General features: G+C 45.5%; 21 protein-coding genes. 13 read left to right on the top strand and 8 right to left on the bottom strand.

Annotation, left to right across the window (positions count from 1 at the left end; translation table 11 throughout):
• The first annotated feature begins 8 nt into the window (after positions 1–8).
• From WH43_RS06600 to WH43_RS06585, 4 genes are all read left to right on the top strand, one after another.
• Complete coding sequence (locus tag WH43_RS06600) at positions 9–929, top strand: hypothetical protein (RefSeq protein ID WP_053423842.1); 921 nt, start codon at positions 9–11, stop codon at positions 927–929.
• A gap of 113 nt (positions 930–1,042) precedes the next feature.
• Entirely contained in the window at positions 1,043–1,669 is a 627-nt protein-coding gene (locus tag WH43_RS06595; RefSeq protein WP_053423841.1) for a 2OG-Fe(II) oxygenase, read from the top strand.
• A gap of 663 nt (positions 1,670–2,332) precedes the next feature.
• Positions 2,333–5,128, top strand: a complete 2,796-nt coding sequence (locus WH43_RS06590; RefSeq protein ID WP_053423840.1) for a TonB-dependent receptor domain-containing protein — start codon at positions 2,333–2,335, stop codon at positions 5,126–5,128.
• A 269-nt stretch (positions 5,129–5,397) separates the two neighbouring features.
• Positions 5,398–6,339, top strand: a complete 942-nt coding sequence (locus tag WH43_RS06585) for a pepsin/retropepsin-like aspartic protease family protein (protein WP_053423839.1) — start codon at positions 5,398–5,400, stop codon at positions 6,337–6,339.
• A gap of 113 nt (positions 6,340–6,452) precedes the next feature.
• Here WH43_RS06585 and ubiA read toward each other — a convergent pair whose 3' ends face one another.
• Positions 6,453–7,319 carry a 4-hydroxybenzoate octaprenyltransferase gene (gene ubiA, locus WH43_RS06580; protein WP_053423838.1) on the bottom strand — a complete coding sequence of 289 codons (867 nt, stop codon included), beginning with the start codon at positions 7,317–7,319 and terminating at the stop codon, positions 6,453–6,455.
• On the bottom strand, positions 7,316–7,855 hold the full coding sequence (locus WH43_RS06575; protein ID WP_053423837.1) for a chorismate--pyruvate lyase family protein: 540 nt from the start codon (positions 7,853–7,855) through the stop codon (positions 7,316–7,318). Before WH43_RS06575 ends, ubiA begins: the two co-directional genes overlap by 4 nt.
• A 146-nt stretch (positions 7,856–8,001) precedes the next feature.
• Here WH43_RS06575 and WH43_RS06570 point away from each other — a divergent pair, with 146 nt between their 5' ends.
• On the top strand, positions 8,002–9,153 hold the full coding sequence (locus WH43_RS06570) for an NAD(P)/FAD-dependent oxidoreductase (RefSeq protein ID WP_053423836.1): 1,152 nt from the start codon (positions 8,002–8,004) through the stop codon (positions 9,151–9,153).
• A 61-nt stretch (positions 9,154–9,214) separates the two neighbouring features.
• Positions 9,215–9,625, top strand: coding sequence for a flagellar basal body-associated protein FliL (locus WH43_RS06565; RefSeq protein WP_082335704.1), 411 nt, complete (start codon positions 9,215–9,217; stop codon positions 9,623–9,625).
• Between the two features lie 21 nt (positions 9,626–9,646).
• Here WH43_RS06565 and WH43_RS06560 read toward each other — a convergent pair whose 3' ends face one another.
• Together WH43_RS06560 and glpE are read right to left on the bottom strand one after the other, a co-directional pair.
• Positions 9,647–10,495, bottom strand: coding sequence for a rhomboid family intramembrane serine protease (locus WH43_RS06560; RefSeq protein ID WP_053423835.1), 849 nt, complete (start codon positions 10,493–10,495; stop codon positions 9,647–9,649).
• The gene (glpE, locus tag WH43_RS06555; protein WP_053423834.1) at positions 10,488–10,814 is read right to left on the bottom strand and encodes a thiosulfate sulfurtransferase GlpE; all 327 of its coding nucleotides are present in this window, start codon (positions 10,812–10,814) and stop codon (positions 10,488–10,490) included. Before glpE ends, WH43_RS06560 begins: the two co-directional genes overlap by 8 nt.
• Positions 10,815–11,050: 236 nt before the next feature.
• Between glpE and WH43_RS06550 the strand changes: the two genes are divergently transcribed.
• The 7 genes from WH43_RS06550 (at position 11,051) to WH43_RS06525 (ending at position 16,169) form a co-directional block, all read left to right on the top strand.
• Positions 11,051–11,515 (top strand): hypothetical protein, encoded by a 465-nt coding sequence (locus tag WH43_RS06550; RefSeq protein WP_053423833.1) that lies wholly within the window; start codon positions 11,051–11,053, stop codon positions 11,513–11,515.
• 48 nt (positions 11,516–11,563) lie between these two features.
• On the top strand, positions 11,564–11,698 hold the full coding sequence (locus tag WH43_RS19770) for a DUF2256 domain-containing protein (protein WP_082335703.1): 135 nt from the start codon (positions 11,564–11,566) through the stop codon (positions 11,696–11,698).
• Between the two features lie 70 nt (positions 11,699–11,768).
• The gene (locus WH43_RS06545; RefSeq protein ID WP_053423832.1) at positions 11,769–12,743 is read left to right on the top strand and encodes a tetratricopeptide repeat protein; all 975 of its coding nucleotides are present in this window, start codon (positions 11,769–11,771) and stop codon (positions 12,741–12,743) included.
• A gap of 106 nt (positions 12,744–12,849) precedes the next feature.
• The gene (locus tag WH43_RS06540) at positions 12,850–13,722 is read left to right on the top strand and encodes an HDOD domain-containing protein (RefSeq protein ID WP_053423831.1); all 873 of its coding nucleotides are present in this window, start codon (positions 12,850–12,852) and stop codon (positions 13,720–13,722) included.
• A gap of 47 nt (positions 13,723–13,769) precedes the next feature.
• Positions 13,770–14,744, top strand: coding sequence for a tRNA-dihydrouridine synthase (locus tag WH43_RS06535; protein ID WP_053423830.1), 975 nt, complete (start codon positions 13,770–13,772; stop codon positions 14,742–14,744).
• A 446-nt stretch (positions 14,745–15,190) separates the two neighbouring features.
• On the top strand, positions 15,191–15,643 hold the full coding sequence (locus WH43_RS06530; protein WP_053423829.1) for a hypothetical protein: 453 nt from the start codon (positions 15,191–15,193) through the stop codon (positions 15,641–15,643).
• Between the two features lie 22 nt (positions 15,644–15,665).
• Positions 15,666–16,169, top strand: a complete 504-nt coding sequence (locus WH43_RS06525) for a hypothetical protein (RefSeq protein ID WP_053423828.1) — start codon at positions 15,666–15,668, stop codon at positions 16,167–16,169.
• A gap of 386 nt (positions 16,170–16,555) precedes the next feature.
• On the opposite strand, the gene WH43_RS06520 is transcribed toward WH43_RS06525, so the two are convergent.
• The 4 genes from WH43_RS06520 to WH43_RS06505 form a co-directional block, all read right to left on the bottom strand.
• Positions 16,556–17,656, bottom strand: a complete 1,101-nt coding sequence (locus WH43_RS06520; RefSeq protein WP_053423827.1) for an FAD-binding oxidoreductase — start codon at positions 17,654–17,656, stop codon at positions 16,556–16,558.
• A 120-nt stretch (positions 17,657–17,776) separates the two neighbouring features.
• Positions 17,777–18,802 carry an L-threonine 3-dehydrogenase gene (gene tdh, locus WH43_RS06515; RefSeq protein ID WP_229670223.1) on the bottom strand — a complete coding sequence of 342 codons (1,026 nt, stop codon included), beginning with the start codon at positions 18,800–18,802 and terminating at the stop codon, positions 17,777–17,779.
• A gap of 7 nt (positions 18,803–18,809) precedes the next feature.
• The gene (locus WH43_RS06510; RefSeq protein WP_053423825.1) at positions 18,810–20,006 is read right to left on the bottom strand and encodes a glycine C-acetyltransferase; all 1,197 of its coding nucleotides are present in this window, start codon (positions 20,004–20,006) and stop codon (positions 18,810–18,812) included.
• Between the two features lie 130 nt (positions 20,007–20,136).
• Complete coding sequence (locus tag WH43_RS06505; protein WP_053423824.1) at positions 20,137–20,805, bottom strand: TetR/AcrR family transcriptional regulator; 669 nt, start codon at positions 20,803–20,805, stop codon at positions 20,137–20,139.
• Positions 20,806–20,978 lie beyond the last annotated feature (173 nt).

Below are 20,978 nucleotides of genomic sequence, written 5' to 3'. Positions count from 1 at the left end.
ACAGCATCATGAAGACATTCAGTAAAGTCTCTTTGTTAGCAGGCCTTATCATCGCAAGCCATAGTTTTGCCGCCACAGAGGTGAATGCAAAACTCGGCCAGAACCTGAAAATTATGCAGGATATACTGCAAAGTTCATTAGGCGGCCAGGAGCATTCCAGCATAGGCAGGGTCCAGCACAGCTATTTGTACGGACAAGGCGTAGCCTTCCGGGTAGACAGTAACAGCGGCTGGTTACGACATTTTGTTATGCCTCCAATGCCTCCTGTAGCGCCGGCTGCGCCTGGGGCTGCGGTGGCTGTTTCAGCCAATATTGCAAACTCCATTAGCATTTCGGAAAACGGCAACAGCTTTAGCTTTAATTTTGATGAAGAAGCTATGGATGCCATGGTGGAGTCGGCTGAAGCCTGGGCAGAGCAAATACAAGATCAGAATGAAAAGCTGCGGGATTTGCGGGAAGAGCGCCGGGATATAGAGCGAGACTTGCGCGATTATGAACGGGAAAAACGGGATATCGAATTCTCTTCTAAAGTCAGCAAACTCGATGCTGAGCAACAAAAGAAACTAAAAGAAATTAACCAGAAGTCCGAGCAATTAAAAACACAGTTAGCAGATTTACAAAAGACACTGTCTGCTGAAGAAGCTTTATACAACAAACAAAAGGCAGAGCAGGAGAAACTGGCGAAGCAGCGTCAGACTGAATTGGTGACTAAAGTAGGTCAGGTATTCAGTGCGACCTTGTGTGATTATGGCGCCAGTTTAAGAGACTTAATAGAACAGGAATTTGTCTCTTTTCAACTCAGCTTGTCAGGCCGTGACAATGCCAGGGATCACTACTGGGTAGTGAAAAAGTCCGATATTAACCAATGTGTTACTGGCAAAATTGACGCACCGGCCCTGCTGAAAAAAGCCAGCTACTATCAGTATTAATCTCTCTTTACTCAAGACAATACAGCACACTCCCGCTGTGTTGTCTTGACAGTGGTTCAGCTTCTGGCGTACAAAGCCGCAATTTCAACCTGCAACAAAGCGGAACAGTTGTGATGCACTACCAATGGCCTACCTTAACAAACTGGCTGGAACAGATAGCACAACCCTTTTATCAGCAGGGTTATGTGGTGCTGGAGCAGGCTATACCGGCAGATTTATGCTGGAGCCTGTATCAGGATGTACAACACCAACAGCTAACCGCAGCCGGAGTCGGACGCCAGGGGCAACATCAGCTTAATCAACAAATAAGGCGCGATCACACCGCCTGGCTTAGCCAGGATAACCCAGTGCAGCAGCAGTATTTACAATTGATGGCCCAGCTGCAACAAGATATGAATCAACGCTGTTTTTTAGGGCTGATCGATTTCGAAGCGCACTACGCCCGTTATCAACAGGGTGATTTTTATCAAAAACATCTGGATGCTTTTGTTGGTCGTTCGAACCGGGTACTCTCCAGCGTTTGTTACCTGAATACTGTCGATCAAGGTGGTGAGCTGCTGATCTACAACGAGCAGGATCAGTTGGTAACCCAAGTTCAGCCGAAAGCCGGTACTTTAGTGATCTTTGAAAGTTGCCGTTTTCCGCATGAAGTTTTACCTGCAACACAAAGCCGTTACAGCATAGCCGGCTGGTTCAGACAGAACAGCAGTATTCAGGGCCGGGTTGACCCGCAACAGTAACTCTTATAAACCATACAATGCAGATCGTGATTTATCGTTCTGTGAGTGGGCGGCGCAATGGCTTTCGCTGGTATTTGTTAGTCCAGTGATTCGACTGACTAGTTTTCACGCCTCAGTTGCATTCTATTTTGCCAGAGCCCCCCTTCTCTTATGGTCGCCATGGCGACAAAAAATATCCTCCGAATCATTACAGTTGGAGTTTTAACTCTCAACCTCAGATCCAGGCGAAAAATTTCGTCATCTCAGTCAGAAATTAGCATTCTTTTTTTTACCACAGTAAGCGCTCTGAACTCTAAAATTTTTTGTCAAAAAAACATCAATGAATACAAAAATAAATTTACATTAAAAAATGTTCAAAAGCCTTAATCTGCTTAGCTTCCAAGGCCAACCAACAAGTAAAAAAAAGACGAAACAACGACATTTTCAGTTGAAGGAGTTTTTTTAGAAGATGAGTGCGCTTATCGCAAAAATTTGTGTCGGTACAACAATCATTTCATTTAGTTCAATAAATTTAATTGACCCTGTTAAAAAATACGATTACTATTCGGTCGGTGTCTTTAAAAAATCATTTTTTTGGCACAGTTTGTAACCATAATAATCAGCATAACCAGGGTTGATTCTTGTAAAAATAAAAATCACCGATGAGTGATTCAGGGAGAGAACATGTTTACCAATAATAAGTTGTCAAAAGCAGTCAGTATTGCAATTGCTTTTGGTGCAAGTGCGTTAAGCAGCAACATCGTAATGGCCCAAGAAGCCGGCGCGGATAAGATCGAACGAGTTTCAGTAACTGGCTCTCGTATTAAAAGAACAGATCTTGAAACTGCCAGCCCAGTTTCAGTATTTGATATTAAAGATATAGCGAACTCAGGCTCAGTCACAGTAGCAGAATTCCTTCGTACTAATGCTTCAACTGGCGGTTTTAACGAATCTCAGGGTTTAAACCAGGCAGGTGGTGCATCTTCTGTTGGTGTCAAAGGCCTGAGTCCTGAATACACACTGATCCTGTTAAACGGACGTCGTGTTCCGAAGAACTCAGCTGGCGGTATTTTTGCCGACGTCAACCAATTACCAATGGCAGCTGTTGAGCGTATTGAAGTGTTAGGTGATGGCGCATCAGCGGTATACGGCTCCGACGCTGTGGCAGGTGTAATCAACGTAATCACTAAAAAAGACTTTGACGGCGTTCAACTGACCGGTCGGTCTGGTTTTGGTCTAGAACACAAAGATGGCCGCGAAAATACGTTTTCAATAGTGGCAGGTACACAATCTGGCAAAACCAATATATTGTTCGCAGCAGATTACTTCTCTCGTGAAGCGACCCCTTTCACTAATCGTGAACTGGGTAATACTGCAGTATTACGTGATAGCGAAGGCAACGTCATTCCTGGCGGTGAAGGTCGCAGTCCATCAGGTACTCCAGGATATACAGCCTTAAGTGCAACAGCCGCAGCTGGTTTACCTGCATCGGCTTTAGGAAACAAAGCATGGGCAGACTGTCCGGAAGAGCAGATTAACAGTGCAGGCCAATGTTTATATGACATAGCTCCATTGTATTTCTCACAACCAGACAGTGATCGTCAAACCCTGTTTACTCAAATTCAACACCAAGCGACTGACGATCTGAGTTTAAATGCTCAGTTCCGTTATAACCGTGCCTATACGTTGAACTCGAATGGTGCAGCTCCTGGCGGTATTATTGTTGCTGGTGGTGCAAACAAAGTTGCGTTGTCTCCTTTTGTTACTGACTACTTATACAATGACAGATTTGCAGGCAACGCAGCTTTAGCTGATCAGGCGGTTGCAGCATTAAACGCAGGTACAGCCACACTGCAGGTTGTAAGACGTTATCTTGATTTTGGTAACCGTGAAAAAGATATTACCAACCAAACTTATGAAGCTATCACTGGTTTTAACTACCAAATCAATGATGACTTCGAGTTAACAGGTGATTTAGGTTTCTCGCGTCTATCTAACCAGCAGGTTGGTACCAAGGGTAACCTGATATCAAGCGCTACTACAGCGGCTTTCTCTGGTGCTAATGCCAGATTAAACCCATTTAAACTGAACGACTGTTCTTCTGATTCATTAAAAGCATTGTGTGATTCTTTAAACGCAGCGATCCACAGAACAAGTAACTATGAAATCGGTTTTGGCTCTTTAGTTATGAGTGGTATGTTGCCATTTGAACTGCCAGGTGGAGCAGTAGGTATTGCAACAGGTTTAGATGCACGTAATGAAACGTACAAAGATGCTTCAGACCCAGCGACAGTTCGTGGCGAAGTGTTAGGTGGCGCCGGTTCGATAGGTGGCGGTTCTTATAGTAATGAAGCTGCATTTGTTGAATTGTCTTTACCTGTGCTTGATGAAGTCGACGTAACCTTAGCTGGTCGTCATGATAAAGCGGACTGGGACTTGTCTGATGACTCTCAGACCACTTATTCAGGTAAAATCACGTACCGTCCAACTGATATTCTGATGTTCCGTGCATCCGTAGGTAGTGGCTTTAAAGCGCCAAACTTAGGTAACCTATTCTTGGGAGCATCTCAAGGTGTAACCCGTGCTATTGACAGAAAGTTGTGTAACGAAGCTATCGCAGCCGGTGGCAACCCTCAGACACATCCTAACTGTATACAAAAAGAATTAGGTTCACGCTCTGGTGGTAATCCAGAATTGACGTCTGAGCGTTCAAAATCAGCTACTGTTGGTGTTGTTTACGAACCTATTGATAACCTGTCTGTTACTTTAGACTACTGGAAACTGGACATAGACAACATTGTAGGTAGCTTAGCTATTCAGGAAATTCTGAATGAAGAAGCTGAAGGTCGTCTGACCGAGTTAGTAGTGCGTGCTCCGGACGGTACTTTAAACGACCCGTTAAGAGAAGGTTATGTCCGTACTAACTTACAAAACCTGAACGAACGTAAAACTCAGGGTTTGTTGTTAGATCTGACAGACACTTCAGACGTAGGTTTTGGCACATTGAAAACTACCTTGAAAGGTGAATACATCTTAAAAGATATGGCTCAATCGTCAAAAACTCAGCCACTGTGTGATATCACTGACACAGGCGGCAACTGGAATGCTAACGTTCAGTTCACTTTAGATGTAGACAAAGTATCAACTGCTTTAGCTATACGTCATATTCCAGGCTACGATCTGTATCAGTCTCGTAATTCCGCAGCCAAAACCTGTGAAAACGTAGGTCACTTTGGTGTAGTACGTCAGGGTACAACAATCACTGACTTTGGTAAGCCATTGTCTGTAGCTTCTTACACTGAAATGAACTTATCAAGTACGTACAACTGGACTACGGATACGTCTTTCAATGTTGGTTTACGTAACTTGTTTGATCGCAACCCACCAGTCTCTCAAGTAGACGCATGGCCGTTCTATAACCAACAAGTGTACCCTAACATGGGCCGTCACTTGTACTTTGGTTTCGACACCAAGTTCTGATAATAACCAGAGTTAAGGTTAACTAAGAATTTGTGCTCAATGCCAGTCAGTTTTACTGACTGGCATTTTTTTAATCATCCTATCTGAAGCAAGTTACTGAACATAACAAAGCTCTTCATTGGTCTGGCTTAGCTGTTATATGTTTGCTTACAAATTAACTATTTGCTTTGCTCGACATATCGCTTTAAATATCAGAACCATCATTTTTTCAACACGAATGCAACATTCGGATACCAGAAAAACTATATGTATTTAAAAGGGAGTTATCTATGAAAAAGTTATTGGGTTTTATGCTGCTTATTTTTCTGTCGCGCGCAGAGGCGAACGTTACCGAGTGGATCAGCTTTACAGTTGATAATGGAGCAGTGGTAGTCCCTGTGACTATTAATGGTGAAAAAGCCAAAGCGGTGATTGATAGTACCGCCAGAGCAAACCTTCTATCGTCGGACTTCATTGCAAAAAACAAATCCAAGCTTCGTCAATCTGGTGTAACACTTTTTAAAGATGAAAAGGGCGAAAGAAATGCCGAGGTATTCAAGGATGTGAAAGTAGGTGTTTTTGGCACTGAGCTGGAGTTTTCTGAATTAATTGCCACTCCCGAATCTCAGGGGGAGCTCGTGCTGGGTATTCCTTTTTTCCGTCAGAATATTGTGCAATTTGATTTCCCAAATAAGAGAATGCGCTTAATTGGACATGGCAGCATAGATATGCAAAAGATATCTAATATAGAAATGAAATCCGTGCAGGACAGCCGCTCAGCCAGCACTCCAGGTAAACAGTCGATTAAAAAGAATGACCTCTCTAGCCGGGCTCTGAATATAGCCATTAATGGTAAGTCCAGCTGGTTGGTGTTTGATACAGCAGATGTGACAGGTGTAAGCCTGTCCAGGGAATATGCAAAATCAGTGAACGCTATGGACAAGCCATACAGTGGTGATAGTGGTTATTTTACCGCGCAATTTAATAGCAACATCGAAGTATTCTCGCTCGCGAGCCTTAAAATTGGGCCATATGAACTGGAAGATGTGCCTGCCCTGGTAGAAGCTGAGGGCGCTGAGCGAATCATTCCTGCTGTATCCAGAAAAGTATCTACAGGAACATACCTGAACAAAGCCATACTTCCAGATGGTGTCATAGGAACAGATGTAATGCAGCATTTTGTAGTGACATTTGACTATTCAAATAGTCTGGTTTCTTTTGTGGTGATGTAACAACATCAGGCAACAATGCCTGTCAGTATTTTATTTCCTGAGTTCACCCGTTCAACTGCGGCTTAGTCCGCAGTTTTTTCTCAAATGTATAACCAGAGTCAGGAGCAAAGCCTTTAAAGCAAATCCAAACCTATACCGGCAAATAACAGCAAGCCACTGTAATGATTGTTTAAAAACGCCTGAAAACACCCCGCCCTGCCCTGAGTTTTTGCCTGCCAGTGCTGATGGACAAAACTCAGTAGCACAAGTAGCAACGCCATATAAAAAAATAAACCCAGGCCATTTTGTTGCCCTACCCAAGCCATCAAACTTAAGAACAACAACTGCAGAGCAGCAATCACTGGATGGCAGTACCGGCCAAACAATAACGCAGTGGATTTGACGCCTATCTTCAGATCGTCATCCCTGTCGACCATGGCATAAAACGTATCATAAGCCACAGTCCAGACTAAATTCGCCAAATACAAAGCCCACATCCATAAAGGAATTGAACCCGTGACAGCCATAGCCGCCATAGGAATACCCCAACTATAGGCTGCCCCCAACACAAATTGTGGCAGGTAAGTAAAGCGCTTCATAAAGGGATATAGAGTAGCAAGTAGTACAGCCACTAAGGACAACAACTGCGTGGCCGGATTTAAAAACAATAACAAACAGGCGCTACAGACCAACAACAGCACAAAAAGCTGCAAAGCTTCACTACTACTGACCAAACCTACAGCCAAAGGTCGCGCTTTGGTTCTCTCCACATGACCATCAAAATGACGGTCAGCATAGTCGTTGATCACACAACCTGCCGAACGCATCAGCACCACACCGGCACTGAAGACGACAAGCAGAGTCAAATCTGGCAAACCAGACGACACCAGCCATAAAGCCCACCAGGTTGGCCAGAGCAGCAAATAAATACCTATAGGCCTGTCCAACCGCATTAACTGCCGGTAATAAGGCCACTGCCGCCACTCTAACTGCCATATCATAGTTCAAGCACTCCGGGTAAAAAGATTTCCTGCACTAGCAATGGCTGCTGTTGTACTGAAAAGATTGAGCGTCTGGCCCATAGCTGTTTTTGCTCCCCCAACACAGGCAACACCAGACCAGCCTGCAGCAAAGCTACTTCTATAGGTCCGCGCTCTAAACTGTCATGCTGGAAAATATACTCGCCTAAAGGTTGCGCCCCTAAACGGGCTAAAGGTTCCATCTGCTCCAGAGTTGATTCTGGTAACCAGCTTTGTGCATAGATACAGGCTTTAGCATCACACCAGAGGATCACATCCCGTTTTAATCCCTGACTTTGTTGCCATTGCTGTTGCAAAGGTTCTGGCAACTTTTGCCAATGCTCGGTCACTAGTTCCAGCCTGAACTCCTGACAGCGTTTTTTCAGCAGAGCCGTGAGCGAACCCTGACTCAATAACCAGGGCTCGAGCCTCTGAGGTAGCGGCAACTGCTGGGTGCTTTGCCATAAAGCATGGAGTTGAAAAAGACTGTCTGTGCTGTGCATAAAATCAAACTGCATCCAAGTTGCTGCGCATCATAACAATTTTGCCATCATATTGGTACGCGAGCTGATCTGATGATCTTCTACCACCTCAGGTGAGCTAATGCCTTTATGCGGAAAATTGATTACCATAGCGGCATATTTTCGTCAGATTGCCTTCAGTGATGATCCATTACCATACCTTAATTATCGGAGCCGGTTACGCCGGTTACAGCCTGGCTAAAGAACTGCGTAAGTTAGATCCGAACCGAACTATTATGCTTATCAGCAGCGATAGCGCAGATTATTACTCTAAACCTTTGTTATCAAATGGCTTTAGTAAACAAAAAAGCGCAGCTGCGCTTATCCAAAAAACAGCAGAACAGATGGCTGCCGAGCTGAACATCAGCATTTGGTCGTTTTGTCATGCACAGCGTATTGATGCGGCACAGCATCAGCTACATACGGATAAAGGCCTGTTGCATTATCAACAATTGGTACTGGCAACAGGAGCCAGCCCCGTCAAACTACCACTGCCTGCTGCGACTGAAGGCCTGGTCTGGTCTGTGAATGACTTAACAGATTACCAAAAGTTTTTAGAGCTAAGTCAGGGGAAGAGAAAAATCACCGTGTTAGGAGCAGGCTTGGTTGGCATTGAATACGCTAATGATTTAGCCCTCGCAGGTTTTCAGGTTGACGTGATAGCACTGGAACAGCAACCTTTAGCACAACTGCTGCCGCCTGAATTAGGCCAGGTGTTACAACAACAATTAAAAGCGGCAGGCGTCCAGTTTTATTGGGGCAGCGCCATAGCGGAAGCGAAACGGGTTGAACAGCAGCTCCAGTTAGTTTTGGCCGATGGCCGTCATCTGGAAACAGAGCTGATCCTCAGCGCAGTAGGTTTAAAGCCAAAACTGGAACTGGCCGCAGCAGCGGGGCTCGACTGTGGAAAAGGCATCAAGGTTAATCAAAATCTGGCAACTTCGGTGGCTGATATCTATGCTTTGGGCGATTGTGCTGAGGTTTGTGGTTATAACCTGATGTATATTCAGCCTATCGGTTTGTCGGCCAAAGCTTTGGCTTTGACTTTGACCGGACAACAGACTGCGGTGCAATTTCCTGTTATGCCTGTGATAGTGAAATCACCAGCTTTAGCTGTGGTCAGTTGGCCAGCGCCATCACAACAACAAGGGGAATGGACTTTTGAAGGACAAGGACTAGATTGGATTGCCAGGTTTCAAGACCGGTCCGGTGTGTTACTGGGTTTTGCCTTAACCGGAAAAATGGTGGCACAACGCTTACGATTGGCAAAAGAAATGCCTGCTTTGATAGCTTAACGCCTGACCTTCGGGTAAGATCCTTTTCTGGATGTTTGATAAAAATGAAAGAGTAAACCGGATGAAAAAAGCGCTGACTTGTTTTGTTTTTTTATTGTTGAGTCAAAATCTTTGGGCTCAGGATGCAGCCAATACGCCGATGAAGGCGAATTATGCTTATTATGGTTTTGACCCAGATATAGTAACCAACTATGTCACGCCTACGACGGAAGAATTAGGTTATGTGCGGGTGACTATGGAATTAATGATTATGGATAAAAAGTATCTGGACGTGGTGACCCACCATGAGCCATTGATCCTGGATAAAATTGTCGCCATTTTTGGTCGGGAAAATGCTGACACTATTAAATCATTAACAGGTCGTGAAGAAATTCGATTAAAAATTCTGAATCAACTGCGTGATACGCTGAAAAAAGAGACAGGCCAGGATATTTTAAAAGACGTATTGTTTACTAAGTACCTGTACCACTAACAGCCCAGACTCACCGTACTGTCAGCGCTGTATGGTGAGAACTTTACTTGCAGTAACTAACACTACAGCACAAAGCATTCCAGATAATAAACCAGCCAGATGCGCCCAATTTGCCATCGAAATCCATAACAGATCAAAAAAGCCAATCAAAAGCCAAATCAGCATAAAGCCAACTAAAGCATGGCTGATGTGCAGACCCCAATTTGGTCTGACTAAACCGCATATCCAATAAAAACCAAAGAGTCCGTACACCAGGCCAGACATACCGCCAAAGTTAGCATCGACCACAACAAACTGCAGCAGATTGGAAGCCAACAATACAATAAGAGTCAGACTGATAGCGGTAATACGGCCTAATTTCAGCTCCAGCGGTCCAAGTAAATACCAAACCCAAATCAGGTTAAAGACCAAATGGGACGCTGAAAAATGCAGCCAGCCCGGCGTGAACCAGCGCCAACCTTGCTCCAGACTTAACCCCAGTTGTGGCTGAAGCTGTAGCGCTGCCAACGCCGACCAGGGGTCCAGTTGTTGCCAGCTATACACTAACAAAACGGATAACCAAATCAGATGGGTGAACCAGCCACCTTGAGCCCATAACTGTTGCCAATACCCGGAGAACGCGGCAGAGCCGGCACCAGAGGCTACGACTTGAGCTCTATCCCAGGCTGCAGCCTGATAACGAGCTGCGTAAGGATCCATTAAAAAACGCTCTAACTCAGCCATCACCTGCTCTGCATGCTCTGGTGCACACCAAAGCTCAGCCTGCGCTGCAGAATGCACCACCACACTGACATCCAGTTGTTGATTTTTGCAATAATCTGCCAGACTCAAAGCCGCAGCAGAAGAAGCAAACTCACCAATTTTAATCATGAGATTCGGTGACAAAAGGCAGTTGCGAACGCCAGGCCTCAAAGCCACCATCCATACTAAAGACGGTTTCAAAACCCTGTTGTGCCAGATACTGGGCAGCGCCCTGACTGGAATTGCCGTGATAACAGACTACGACCACCGGAGTTTCAAACTCAGTTTGTTGCATAAACTGATTCAAACTGCCGTTAGTTAAATGAAAAGAACCGGCAATATGACCAGAGGCATAACTTTGCTCGTCACGAATATCCACCACCACAGCTTTATGCTGCTCTATTTGCTCCAGCGCTGTAGCGACTGAAATACGACTGAACTCACTCATAGGGCACTCCCTTTACAACTTCAGATCCACATCAATATCGCGATTGTAGCCCAGCCAAGCCAGCTTGAGTACCGCAGACTACTCAGGATCCGCTGAACAGCGGATAACTGGCGAAGAAACAACCAGCCAAACCGGCTAAATAACGCATTAAAACACCAAGTTAACAATTACAGCTTTAGCTATAGCCCAAGCTTAGGTAAAATAGCGCGCCTTGTTGGTTTGGAAACAGAGTACTCATGTCAGATAGTCCCTTGTATTTAATTTACGATCCTGCCTTTGATGATATGGATGCTGAGGGCTGCCCGGGATTTGGTTTTATACTGGTGTTTGACGAGCAGGATCTGGACAGCTATCAATCTGGTGAAAATCCACCTTTTCCCGCTGTGTCCATGTTATTTACTGACCACGCCGATGGCAGTATCAGCGGAGATTTATTAGGTTGGGCGCAACTGGACGCGGAAATATTCCAGCAGTTTCCATTAGGCCAATTTTTCCAGCTAATGGAGCAAGCAGCTCAGGTGGCGATTAACGCGTATCGTCAGGTCGGTCAGGTGCCGGACAAACTGATAGCGCAATTGTTACCTGACGATGATTTAATTCAGTTTGATGTGCAATTTGCGACGTTAGAACTGAACGACGCCGAAGCAGAGTCGCAACTGGCCAAACAAATGATGTCAGGCCGTCCTTATTTAGATTCTTAAGCGATCTTTTTCCCTGCGGGCTCCGTATTTTGCTCAAACGGAGCCTGTATGACCCATCATAAACTTCATCTTCCACAAAAAATCTGTGCCTGCTGTGGCTTGGCCTTCAGCTGGCGAAAAAAATGGCAAAAAAACTGGCCTGAAGTGAAATATTGCTCAGAGCGTTGCCGCCGGAAAAAGTGACCTTCGGCCTATTGTGAGTCGTAGTACAACTCCTGTTCAATAAGGGTTAACCCAGAGCACAGGAACCATGATGAAAACTTTGTATCTTTTCGCTGCTGTCAGCAGTTTCTCCTTAGTTGCCAGCGACTTAAGCACCTATGATTTATTACTCGAGCAAGATAAATTCCGTCAGCTACAGCAGCAACTTGAGCAGGACACTCAACTGCCTGCCCGAGACATCTTAGTGCTGCAGTTAAAAAGTATGCTGGGGTTGGGCCAGGTTGAGCAAGCCGAGCTACTGGCAGAGAAGGCGTTGCAACAGTATCCGCAAGATGCAGAACTGCTGCGCCTTGCCGCATTAAATCAGTTCAATCTGGCACAACAGAGTAGTATTTTCTCTGCGGGATCTTATGCCAGGGCCGGTTTGGCTTTATTGAAACAGGCCATGGCAGCAGACCCTAGCGATTTGGAAACTCAACACAGCTTGATTGGGTTTTATCTGCAAGCTCCTGCTATTGCAGGTGGCGACACGGAAGAAGCAACAAGACTGGCCAAAGCTATGGCAGAAAAACATCAGCCAGAAGGCACCTTAGCGACCATTGATCTGTTGATGGACGATGACAAACTAGCAGAGGCTATTGGCCTTGCAGAGCAGCAGCTGCAACAGCATCCAAAGCACCCTGCTCTGTTGGGCACTTATGCCAACTTGCTAAGTTTAAATAATCAAGCTTCAAAGGCTTTTCTGCAGTACCAAAAAGCCGCAGCTGCTGCGACAGATTTGTCAGAGCAGCAAAGCTATTACTATCAACTGGGCCGCCTGGCTGCGACAGCTGAACAAAACGCCAAAGAAGGCCAGCAAGCGCTGCTGAACTATTTAGCCTTTTATCAGGATAGTGACAACGCCAGATTCAGCTGGGCACAATTGCGCCTGGCTCAGATCTATTCGTTACAACAGCAACAGGATAAAGCCAGAGACTTGTTGCAACAGATCAAAAACCAGCAGCAGGATGATGACAAACTGCAAACTGAGCTGAAAAAACTGGAAAAACAACTGAAAAAGGCCTGAAACCTCGGTTGTATGCACGGGATCGTCGGATCCCGTTTTGCTTTTTCAGCGCAGGCCTTTTACTATAGGCACTTTATTTCATCACTCAGTTCGCCGGAATAGCAGCATGGCAAAAGCAATTAATATGGCCGAGGTAGAAAAAGCATTAAGTGGCTTTACTATTCCCCCTCAGCCGACTGTTTTATTAAGTATCAAAGCAGAAATTGAAAGTGATGATCCGAACATCAAGCGCATTGCTGAGCTGATCAATCAGGATCTGGGTATTGCTGGTTTCACCCTCAAGGTAGTGAACTCCGTCTATTTTGGTTTGCGCCGAAAAATCAGCTCGGTCGAACATGCCTGTAAGTTTTTAGGTTTAAACCGGGTGATTAAATTAGTCAGCTCTGTGGTGCTGCGTTTTACTTTAAGTGAAGGCCGCACCGACCGTTTTACTGAAAACCTGTGGCAAAGCGCCGGCAATGTCGCCAATGCCGCAACCCTGTTAGCTCAGCAATTACGTTATGGCACAGATTGCGCTGACGATGCTTACAGCCTGGGTTTATTCCATAATGCCGGTATGCTGCTGATCAGCAGCCAGTTTAAAGACTACGCCAAAGTGCTGAAACAAGCTCACCTGGCGGGTTACAGTATGTCTGATGCTGAAGATCAGAATTTCCAGACCACCCACGAATTGCTGGGTTATATGATTGCGCAGTCCTGGGGTTTAGCACCTGAGCTGACCAATGTGATTGCCTATCACCACAGCCACGCGCTGATCCTGGCATCCAATGATATCTACGAAAAACGGCTGTTTGCCCTGCTGAAACTGGCGGAGCACATGACGGACGAAAACAAAGTGCTGCTGGATTTAGACGAAGATCAGGAATGGGAGCAGCATAAAGCCACTATTCTGGATATTCTGGAGCTGGACGAACTGGCCTTGCACGACTTAGGCGACTATCTGCAGCAGCAAGGTGTGCCGAACAGATACCACGCTTGAGACAGGGAGCTTAGGCTCCCGTTTTTTATTCTGAAGAGTTTATAAAGATGCGTATTGTATTAGCCCCAATGGAGGGTGTGGTGGACCACTTAATGCGGGATATGTTAACCCGTATTGGTGGTTTTGATTTATGCATCACTGAATTTGTCCGGGTGGTCGATCAACTTTTGCCAAACCGGGTCTTTACCCGTATTTGCCCTGAATTAAAGCAAGGCGGTGTCACTCCAGCCGGCGTACCGGTGCGGGTCCAGTTATTGGGTCAGGAACCAGAGTGGCTGGCCGAAAATGCCGTACGAGCAGTGCAATTGGGCTCTCCGGGAGTCGATTTGAACTTTGGCTGTCCGGCCAAAGCAGTCAATAAAAGCCGCGGCGGCGCCGTGCTTCTAAAAGAAACCGAAACCCTATACCAGATTATTAAAGCAGTACGTGACGCAGTACCGTCGCAATTTCCTGTCACAGCTAAAATCCGTTTAGGTTTTGACGATACCAGCCTGACACTCGACAACGCCCGCGCTATTTATGAAGCCGGAGCAAGCGAGCTGACAGTACATGCCCGCACTAAAAGTGATGGCTACAGGCCACCTGCCTACTGGCCCTGGATAGAGAAAATTCGCCAGACCATACCTTTAAATGTGGTGGCCAATGGTGAAATCTGGACACCAGAAGATGCAGCTTTATGTTTAGAACAATCCGGCAGCACAGATTTAATGTTAGGCCGTGGCGCTTTAGCAAGCCCTGGCTTAGCCCGTGATATCAAGCAGCACTTTGCTAATGGCACTCATCAAAAAATGCCATGGCCCCAAGTGCTAGAGCTGCTGTTACAGTACTCAGACTATGAAATTGCGGGCGACAAAGGCCTGTATTACTCCAATCGCATCAAACAATGGTTTAGTTATCTCAAGCTACAGTATGTGGAAGCAGAGGTTTTGTTCCAGCAATTGCGTTTACAGCAAAAAGCAGCGGATTTAGTGGCGACTTTGCGTGGGGCTTTAGATCATATTTCAGACTTATCTGAACATTGACCCGCAGAGATTCGACTCAAACAGCGCGGTCAACTGCAACGCAGACTCGCCGTAGATACATCCCTGTAGGCTCCTGTCCAGCATCCATGCTGGACAGGGTCTGCTAACGCAGTTGTCCGGCCGTTTCCCGTAGCTCCTTTGTATCTTCACTTTATGCCAATTGTGAACATTCGGCGTGGTACATACCGATTCATCACTACCTTTATTAGCACAAACTGCTGGATAAACTCCCAAGGTGCCAGCTTCAGTAATTCAAGAACAACTAGCGTACTGCCAGTATAAATTTTGCCGGACGCAAATTTACTGATTTCAGAAAAATCTGTTGAAATAGAGTTACATAAACGCTAGTTTGATTTGAGTTAAATTAAGGAAAGAAGGCGTGAAAATCTCCGACTTGCGGGCAAAAAACCTTCTATTAAATTGTTAATTCTTTCATTGGAGAAAGCATGGGGTCGCCACTAGAAAAATTTATCGAATGGTACCAATCCCTACCAGTGAATCAGCGTCAGGATATTGGTGCATTGATCGGAATTAGTTGTCCTGGTTTCGGTGGGTTAGGACTCTCAACGGAGCTTGAAGATATCCCAAAACAATTTGTTTTATCGCTAAAGCAGTGCCTGGATAATCGTCAAAAAGAAATTGGTATGGTTTTACTTGTTCGTGCGGCGGTAGACTTTTTCTTTATCAGAAAACGCTCCGATTTAAACTCTTGGAAAGAAAGCGAAGCAATTTTGAGAAAGTTGGCAAAAGAAAAAGGCTCTGAAACATTTGAGAGATCAGCAAATGAAAAGCAGTTTGAAGGCCAGCAATGGAAGACAACATGCGAAAAATGGAGCAGACTACTCGATGAATGCCTCAATGATGAAAGTCTTGATTTTTATCAGGTGCAATTGAATTAACAAGGCCAGGCACGGCGACGTTATGCGTAATCAGTGCAAAGAACTACTTACGATGCTTAAGAAAATAAAAAACTTACTTTTAAGAGAATATCAACTTCAGGTAGAGTTTCGGGATATAAATTCCTACTTTTTGTCAGAGCTTAATTGTTCAGATATTCCAGAGTCAAAGTATGAAGTTTCACTTTCTCACCTAAACCATGAGAAGAAACTCGACCTGAAGGATATTGAAGAAATATTTGGTGCTGATGAACAAAGGGCAAAATCCATTCAGAACAGCTTAAAGAGAATTTACTATAAAGCTTCTTGTGATAAAGCTTGGGATGATAGCTTCATAAAGGCCCTCAAAGCTGATTTTGTGAAAACCTTTATTTTGAAAAACGCAGGAACTAATGAACACTGTGATTTCTGTTTGTCGAAATTTGATCAAGAGCTTCCATTAACAGTCAAGACGCTGGAAATGTTCCATTCAAACTGCAAATGTAAACCTTATAAAAAATCTTTTATTGAGCCAGTAATTAAATTTTAAACCGTCGAATAACAAGGCGGTGTTGTCGCCTTCGACTGGGACCGCCATTCCGCTGGTGCTCCATGTCAGCCCCAAACCGCGGCGTTGGTGAATTTACGATTTTGGGCCCGGCTTTATACTCACTTCGTTCGTACCCCTTCGGGGCCAACTAAAGCTGTTCAACGCAAGCGTTGTCGCTGCGACCTGGGGTCGCCTTTTATGAATTGCATCCTGCAATTCACCCTGCGGGCCAGCCTTCGCCTGTTAGAAAGTGCTTCCTGCACTTTCTTGCTTTGGTTACTTTCTTTTGGCGAAGCAAAAGAAAGTAACCCCACCCGGAGGGGATAAACTCAAATTCATAACATATACAAGGTAAATATTAGACCGAACAAGGCTCAAGACTCACCTCAGGAATGACTGCTCGTAACTGTCACCAAAGCTGCCGACTGCTCCGCTGATATTTCATCAGACAAAACATCCGCTCTTAACACCAAAGCCGAAGTCGGCTGAATACAACAAGCCAGCACTTCATCTCCACCACAACTGATACTGGGCTCCAGCACCTGCTGATACTGACCTTGTACAACCCGCACTTTACAAAGACCACAAGAGCCGCCTTTGCAGTCGTAATTCAGTGGCACACGAGCGGCCAGAATTGCGTCCAGCACTGACTTATGGCCTTGGCTATCGGCAAATATACCATTGATTTCTATAGGGAAACTTTGTTCGCTTGCTGATGCACTAAAGAGCTCAGCATAACAATTTTGCGCACCTAAAATGCCCAAATCATAAATCAACTGCTCCACCATTTTGGCCGAAGCACAGAAGTAATACTGAGCCTGAGGGCCAGCGAGTTTATATAAATAGCCCGCATCAATGCGGCCTTTAAAACCTTGCCAGCCTGCTGGTGGTTGAGTCAAAGCAATACGAAGTTGTAAGCGGGGCAAACGGCGCAGTAACGGATAAAATACGATATCTTCCAGACGACGGGCCTGATACACCAAAAACACCTGACGTTTTTGCCGGATAGCGGCATAGGCCATCGCCAGCATTGGCGTGATACCGACACCACCGGCCACCAGCACCAAAGGCTGACGCGAGCGGTTTAATAAAAAATGGCCGCGTGGGTAAGAACTTTCGACTAAATCACCTACGTTTAACTGTTGGAATAACGCCTGACTTAAACGGCCATCCGCCTCCGCTTTGATCACCAGTTGATAATAACGCTGCTGACTGCAATCCTGCGCCAATGAATAAGCCCGACTGACAGGTTTGCCCTGCAAGTCTTTACCGTACAGCAGAATATGCTGACCCGCTTTGGCCTTAGGTAATAACACGCCATCCGGATGCTGCAGCCATAATTTCAGATACTGGCCCTGACGTTTTACCCGCACCAGTTGCAGTTTCAAACGCTGGTTCTGTAATTTTGGCAAAGCTATATGCTGCCAATAACCACGGCCAAATAAGAACAATGTCAAAAACAGCAGAGCAAAAGTCAGGGCAATCATTGGAGCTGTAACGAGTTCAGATAAGAATGATTATCAAATGATAACAGATCGCATTTATGATGCCAAGCGGGAAACAGCGGAGAGATAGAGGGGCAGAGCCAAGGCTCTGCCCTTATAAAATTACCAGTTCAGGATCACTTTACCGGATTGGCCTGAGCACATGATCTCAAAACCTTCCTTGTAGTTTTCCATTGGCATTTCGTGGGTAACAATTGGGCTTAAATCCAGACCGGACTGAATTAAGCTGGCCATTTTGTACCAGGTTTCAAACATTTCACGGCCATAAATACCTTTGATCACCAGGCCTTTGAAAATAACCTTGTTCCAGTCCACTGCCATATCTGAAGGTGGAATGCCCAGCATGGCAATTTTACCGCCGTGGTTAATGGTGTCTAACATGCCACGGAAGGCTGAAGGCACACCGGACATTTCCAGACCTACGTCAAAACCTTCGGTCATGCCCAGCTCTTTCATCACGTCTTTTAAATCTTCTTTGCTGACGTCTACAGCACGGGTTGCACCCATTTTACGCGCCAACTCTAAGCGGTATGGATTGACGTCTGTAATGACGATATGGCGGGCACCAACATGGCGGGCAACAGCCACAGCCATAATGCCGATAGGGCCAGCGCCAGTGATCAGTACGTCTTCGCCTACTAAGTCAAAAGACAAAGCAGTGTGCACTGCGTTACCGAACGGGTCGAAGATAGCAGCAATATTATCCGGAATATTGTCCGGAATTTTAAAGACGTTAAAAGCCGGAATAGACAGGTATTCAGCAAAAGAGCCTTCACGGTTGACACCTACGCCTATGGTGTTGCGGCATAAATGCACACGGCCCGCGCGGCAGTTACGGCAGAAACCACAAACTAAATGGCCTTCACCTGAGACACGATCGCCTTTGGCAAAACCACGCACCTCAGAGCCCATGTCCACTACTTCGCCAACATATTCGTGGCCCACAACCATGCCATGAGGAATAGTTTTTTGTGCCCATTCATCCCATTTGTAGATATGCACGTCTGTGCCACAAATAGCGGTTTTTTTGATTTTAATCAGAACATCATTTGGACCTACTTTTGGCATCTCCACTTCGGTTTGCCAAATGCCCGGTTCTGCTTTTAATTTTGCTAATGCTTTCATCATGGCGTCCTCAGGCAATTACGCCCATTTCTTTACCAATACGGATAAAAGCGCTGATGGCTTTATCCAAATGTTCTTTACTATGTGCAGCCGAAATTTGAGTGCGGATACGCGCCTGATCTTTGGGCACAACAGGGAATGAGAATCCCACTACATAAATGCCTTCAGCCAGCATACGGCGCGCCATTTCAGCTGCGACTTTGGCATCACCTAACATCACAGGAATAATAGCGTGATCTTTGCCTGCCAGCGTAAAACCTGCGGCTGACATTTTTTCGCGGAAGTAACTGACGTTGCCCCATAATTTAGCGCGCAGCGCATCACCATTGGCCAGTAAATCCAGCACTTTAATAGAGGCTGTAACAATAGAAGGCGCTAAAGAGTTAGAGAATAAATAAGGGCGTGAACGCTGACGTAACCACTCAATCACTTCTTTTTTGCCAGAGGTATAACCACCGGAGGCGCCGCCTAAAGCTTTGCCTAAAGTACCAGTGATAATATCGACACGGTCCAGCACGTCACAGTATTCATGAGTGCCGCGGCCATTTTTACCAACAAAACCTACAGCGTGGCTGTCATCCACCATCACCAGTGCATTGTATTTGTCGGCTAAATCACAAATGGATTTTAAATCGGCAATCACGCCATCCATCGAAAATACACCGTCTGTCGCGATCAGTTTAAAACGGGCGCCATCAGCGTCTGCTTGTTTTAACTGAGCTTCTAATTCAGCCATATCGTTATTGGCATAACGGTAGCGTTTGGCTTTACATAAACGCACGCCATCGATAATAGAGGCATGGTTTAACGCATCGGAGATCACCGCGTCTTCAGCACCTAAAATGGTTTCGAATAAACCACCATTGGCATCAAAACAGGAGGAGTACAAAATGGTGTCTTCAGTGCCTAAAAAGCCGCTGATTTTTTGTTCCAGTTCTTTGTGAATATCCTGAGTACCGCAAATAAAACGTACAGAGGCCACGCCAAAACCGTGAGAATCCAGGCCTTGTTGCGCGGCTTTAATCAGTTCTGGGTTATTGGCTAAACCCAAGTAGTTATTGGCGCAGAAATTCAGTACTTGCTCATGACCTACAGTCACGGCGGCTTGTTGCTGAGAGCTTATCACTCGTTCAGCTTTGTACAGGCCCTGCACTTTTACGTCTTCTATTTGTTGTTGTAAGTGTGCAAGGAAAGGAGTCGTTCGCATAACTGTCTCCAAAAGAGGCTGAGGGACTTGGTAAAAACCGCCGTATTGTAATCACTAAGCGTAAGGGATGCAGCGCTTTTCTGTCAGAAAAGGCTGCAGATCGGATTAGTTGCGTAGCAAATAGTTGCCACTAGGACGATTCAAGGGTTTGTTCACCTGACAAGGACTGATAATGCTGCTGCAGTTTTTCTATGCGCGGCAAAGCCTGAGCTGTGGCGTAAGGTTTGAATAACAACAAGACCTTCAACACCCCGAGGTAGGCCTGCTCTTTATTCATAGTGCTTTGTGGTTTTTGGGTTTTTAAGTAACTGATCCAGAAAGTCACTACCAGTTTGATGGTATGGGCAAAATTTGCCATGTCAGCGTCATCTATTGCTATGACATCGGCTTTCTTTAACGCAGTTAACACTGAAATTACTTTTGCCAACACAGCCTTTTGTACTGTTAAGTAATCCTGCTGCAGGGCCGGATCACGTGACAAAATGTCTGGCAAATTGGCGTAAAAAAAGTGGAAACGCCACATCAGCTCAAATACCACATCCAGATATTGGGCTAACGAGTCCAACGCTTCAGAAGGCTGACTCGGCGGCTGTAACCTGTTTTCCAGCAACTTGGCATATTCACGGAAAATATTCCGCACTATGTCTTCTTTATTGCGAAAGTGGTAATACAGATTGCCCGGACTAATGCCCAAATGCGCTGCTATATGATTGGTGGTGATACAACGTTCACCCTGCTGATTAAATAACTCGATACTGGCTTGCAGTATCTTGTCTTTCGTCCGTAGCTTCTTGTCCATCCGCGTATTTCTTTTTTTATTTATTTTTTATTAATTTGCTATAGTAACGCCAATTCGATTAAAAACTCTAGTCTGGTATACCCTTCTTAGTTGAAGCTGCAGCTTTGTTGACTGCGTGCTCTGGCCCCAGTCACATAGGATCACTATGCTCACGGGGGCTCGCGCATTTGTCG

Source organism: Rheinheimera sp. KL1 (assembly GCF_001275035.1).
In the GTDB taxonomy this organism is placed as follows: domain Bacteria; phylum Pseudomonadota; class Gammaproteobacteria; order Enterobacterales; family Alteromonadaceae; genus Pararheinheimera; species Pararheinheimera tangshanensis.
This window is presented reverse-complemented; position numbering and strand designations above follow the sequence as displayed.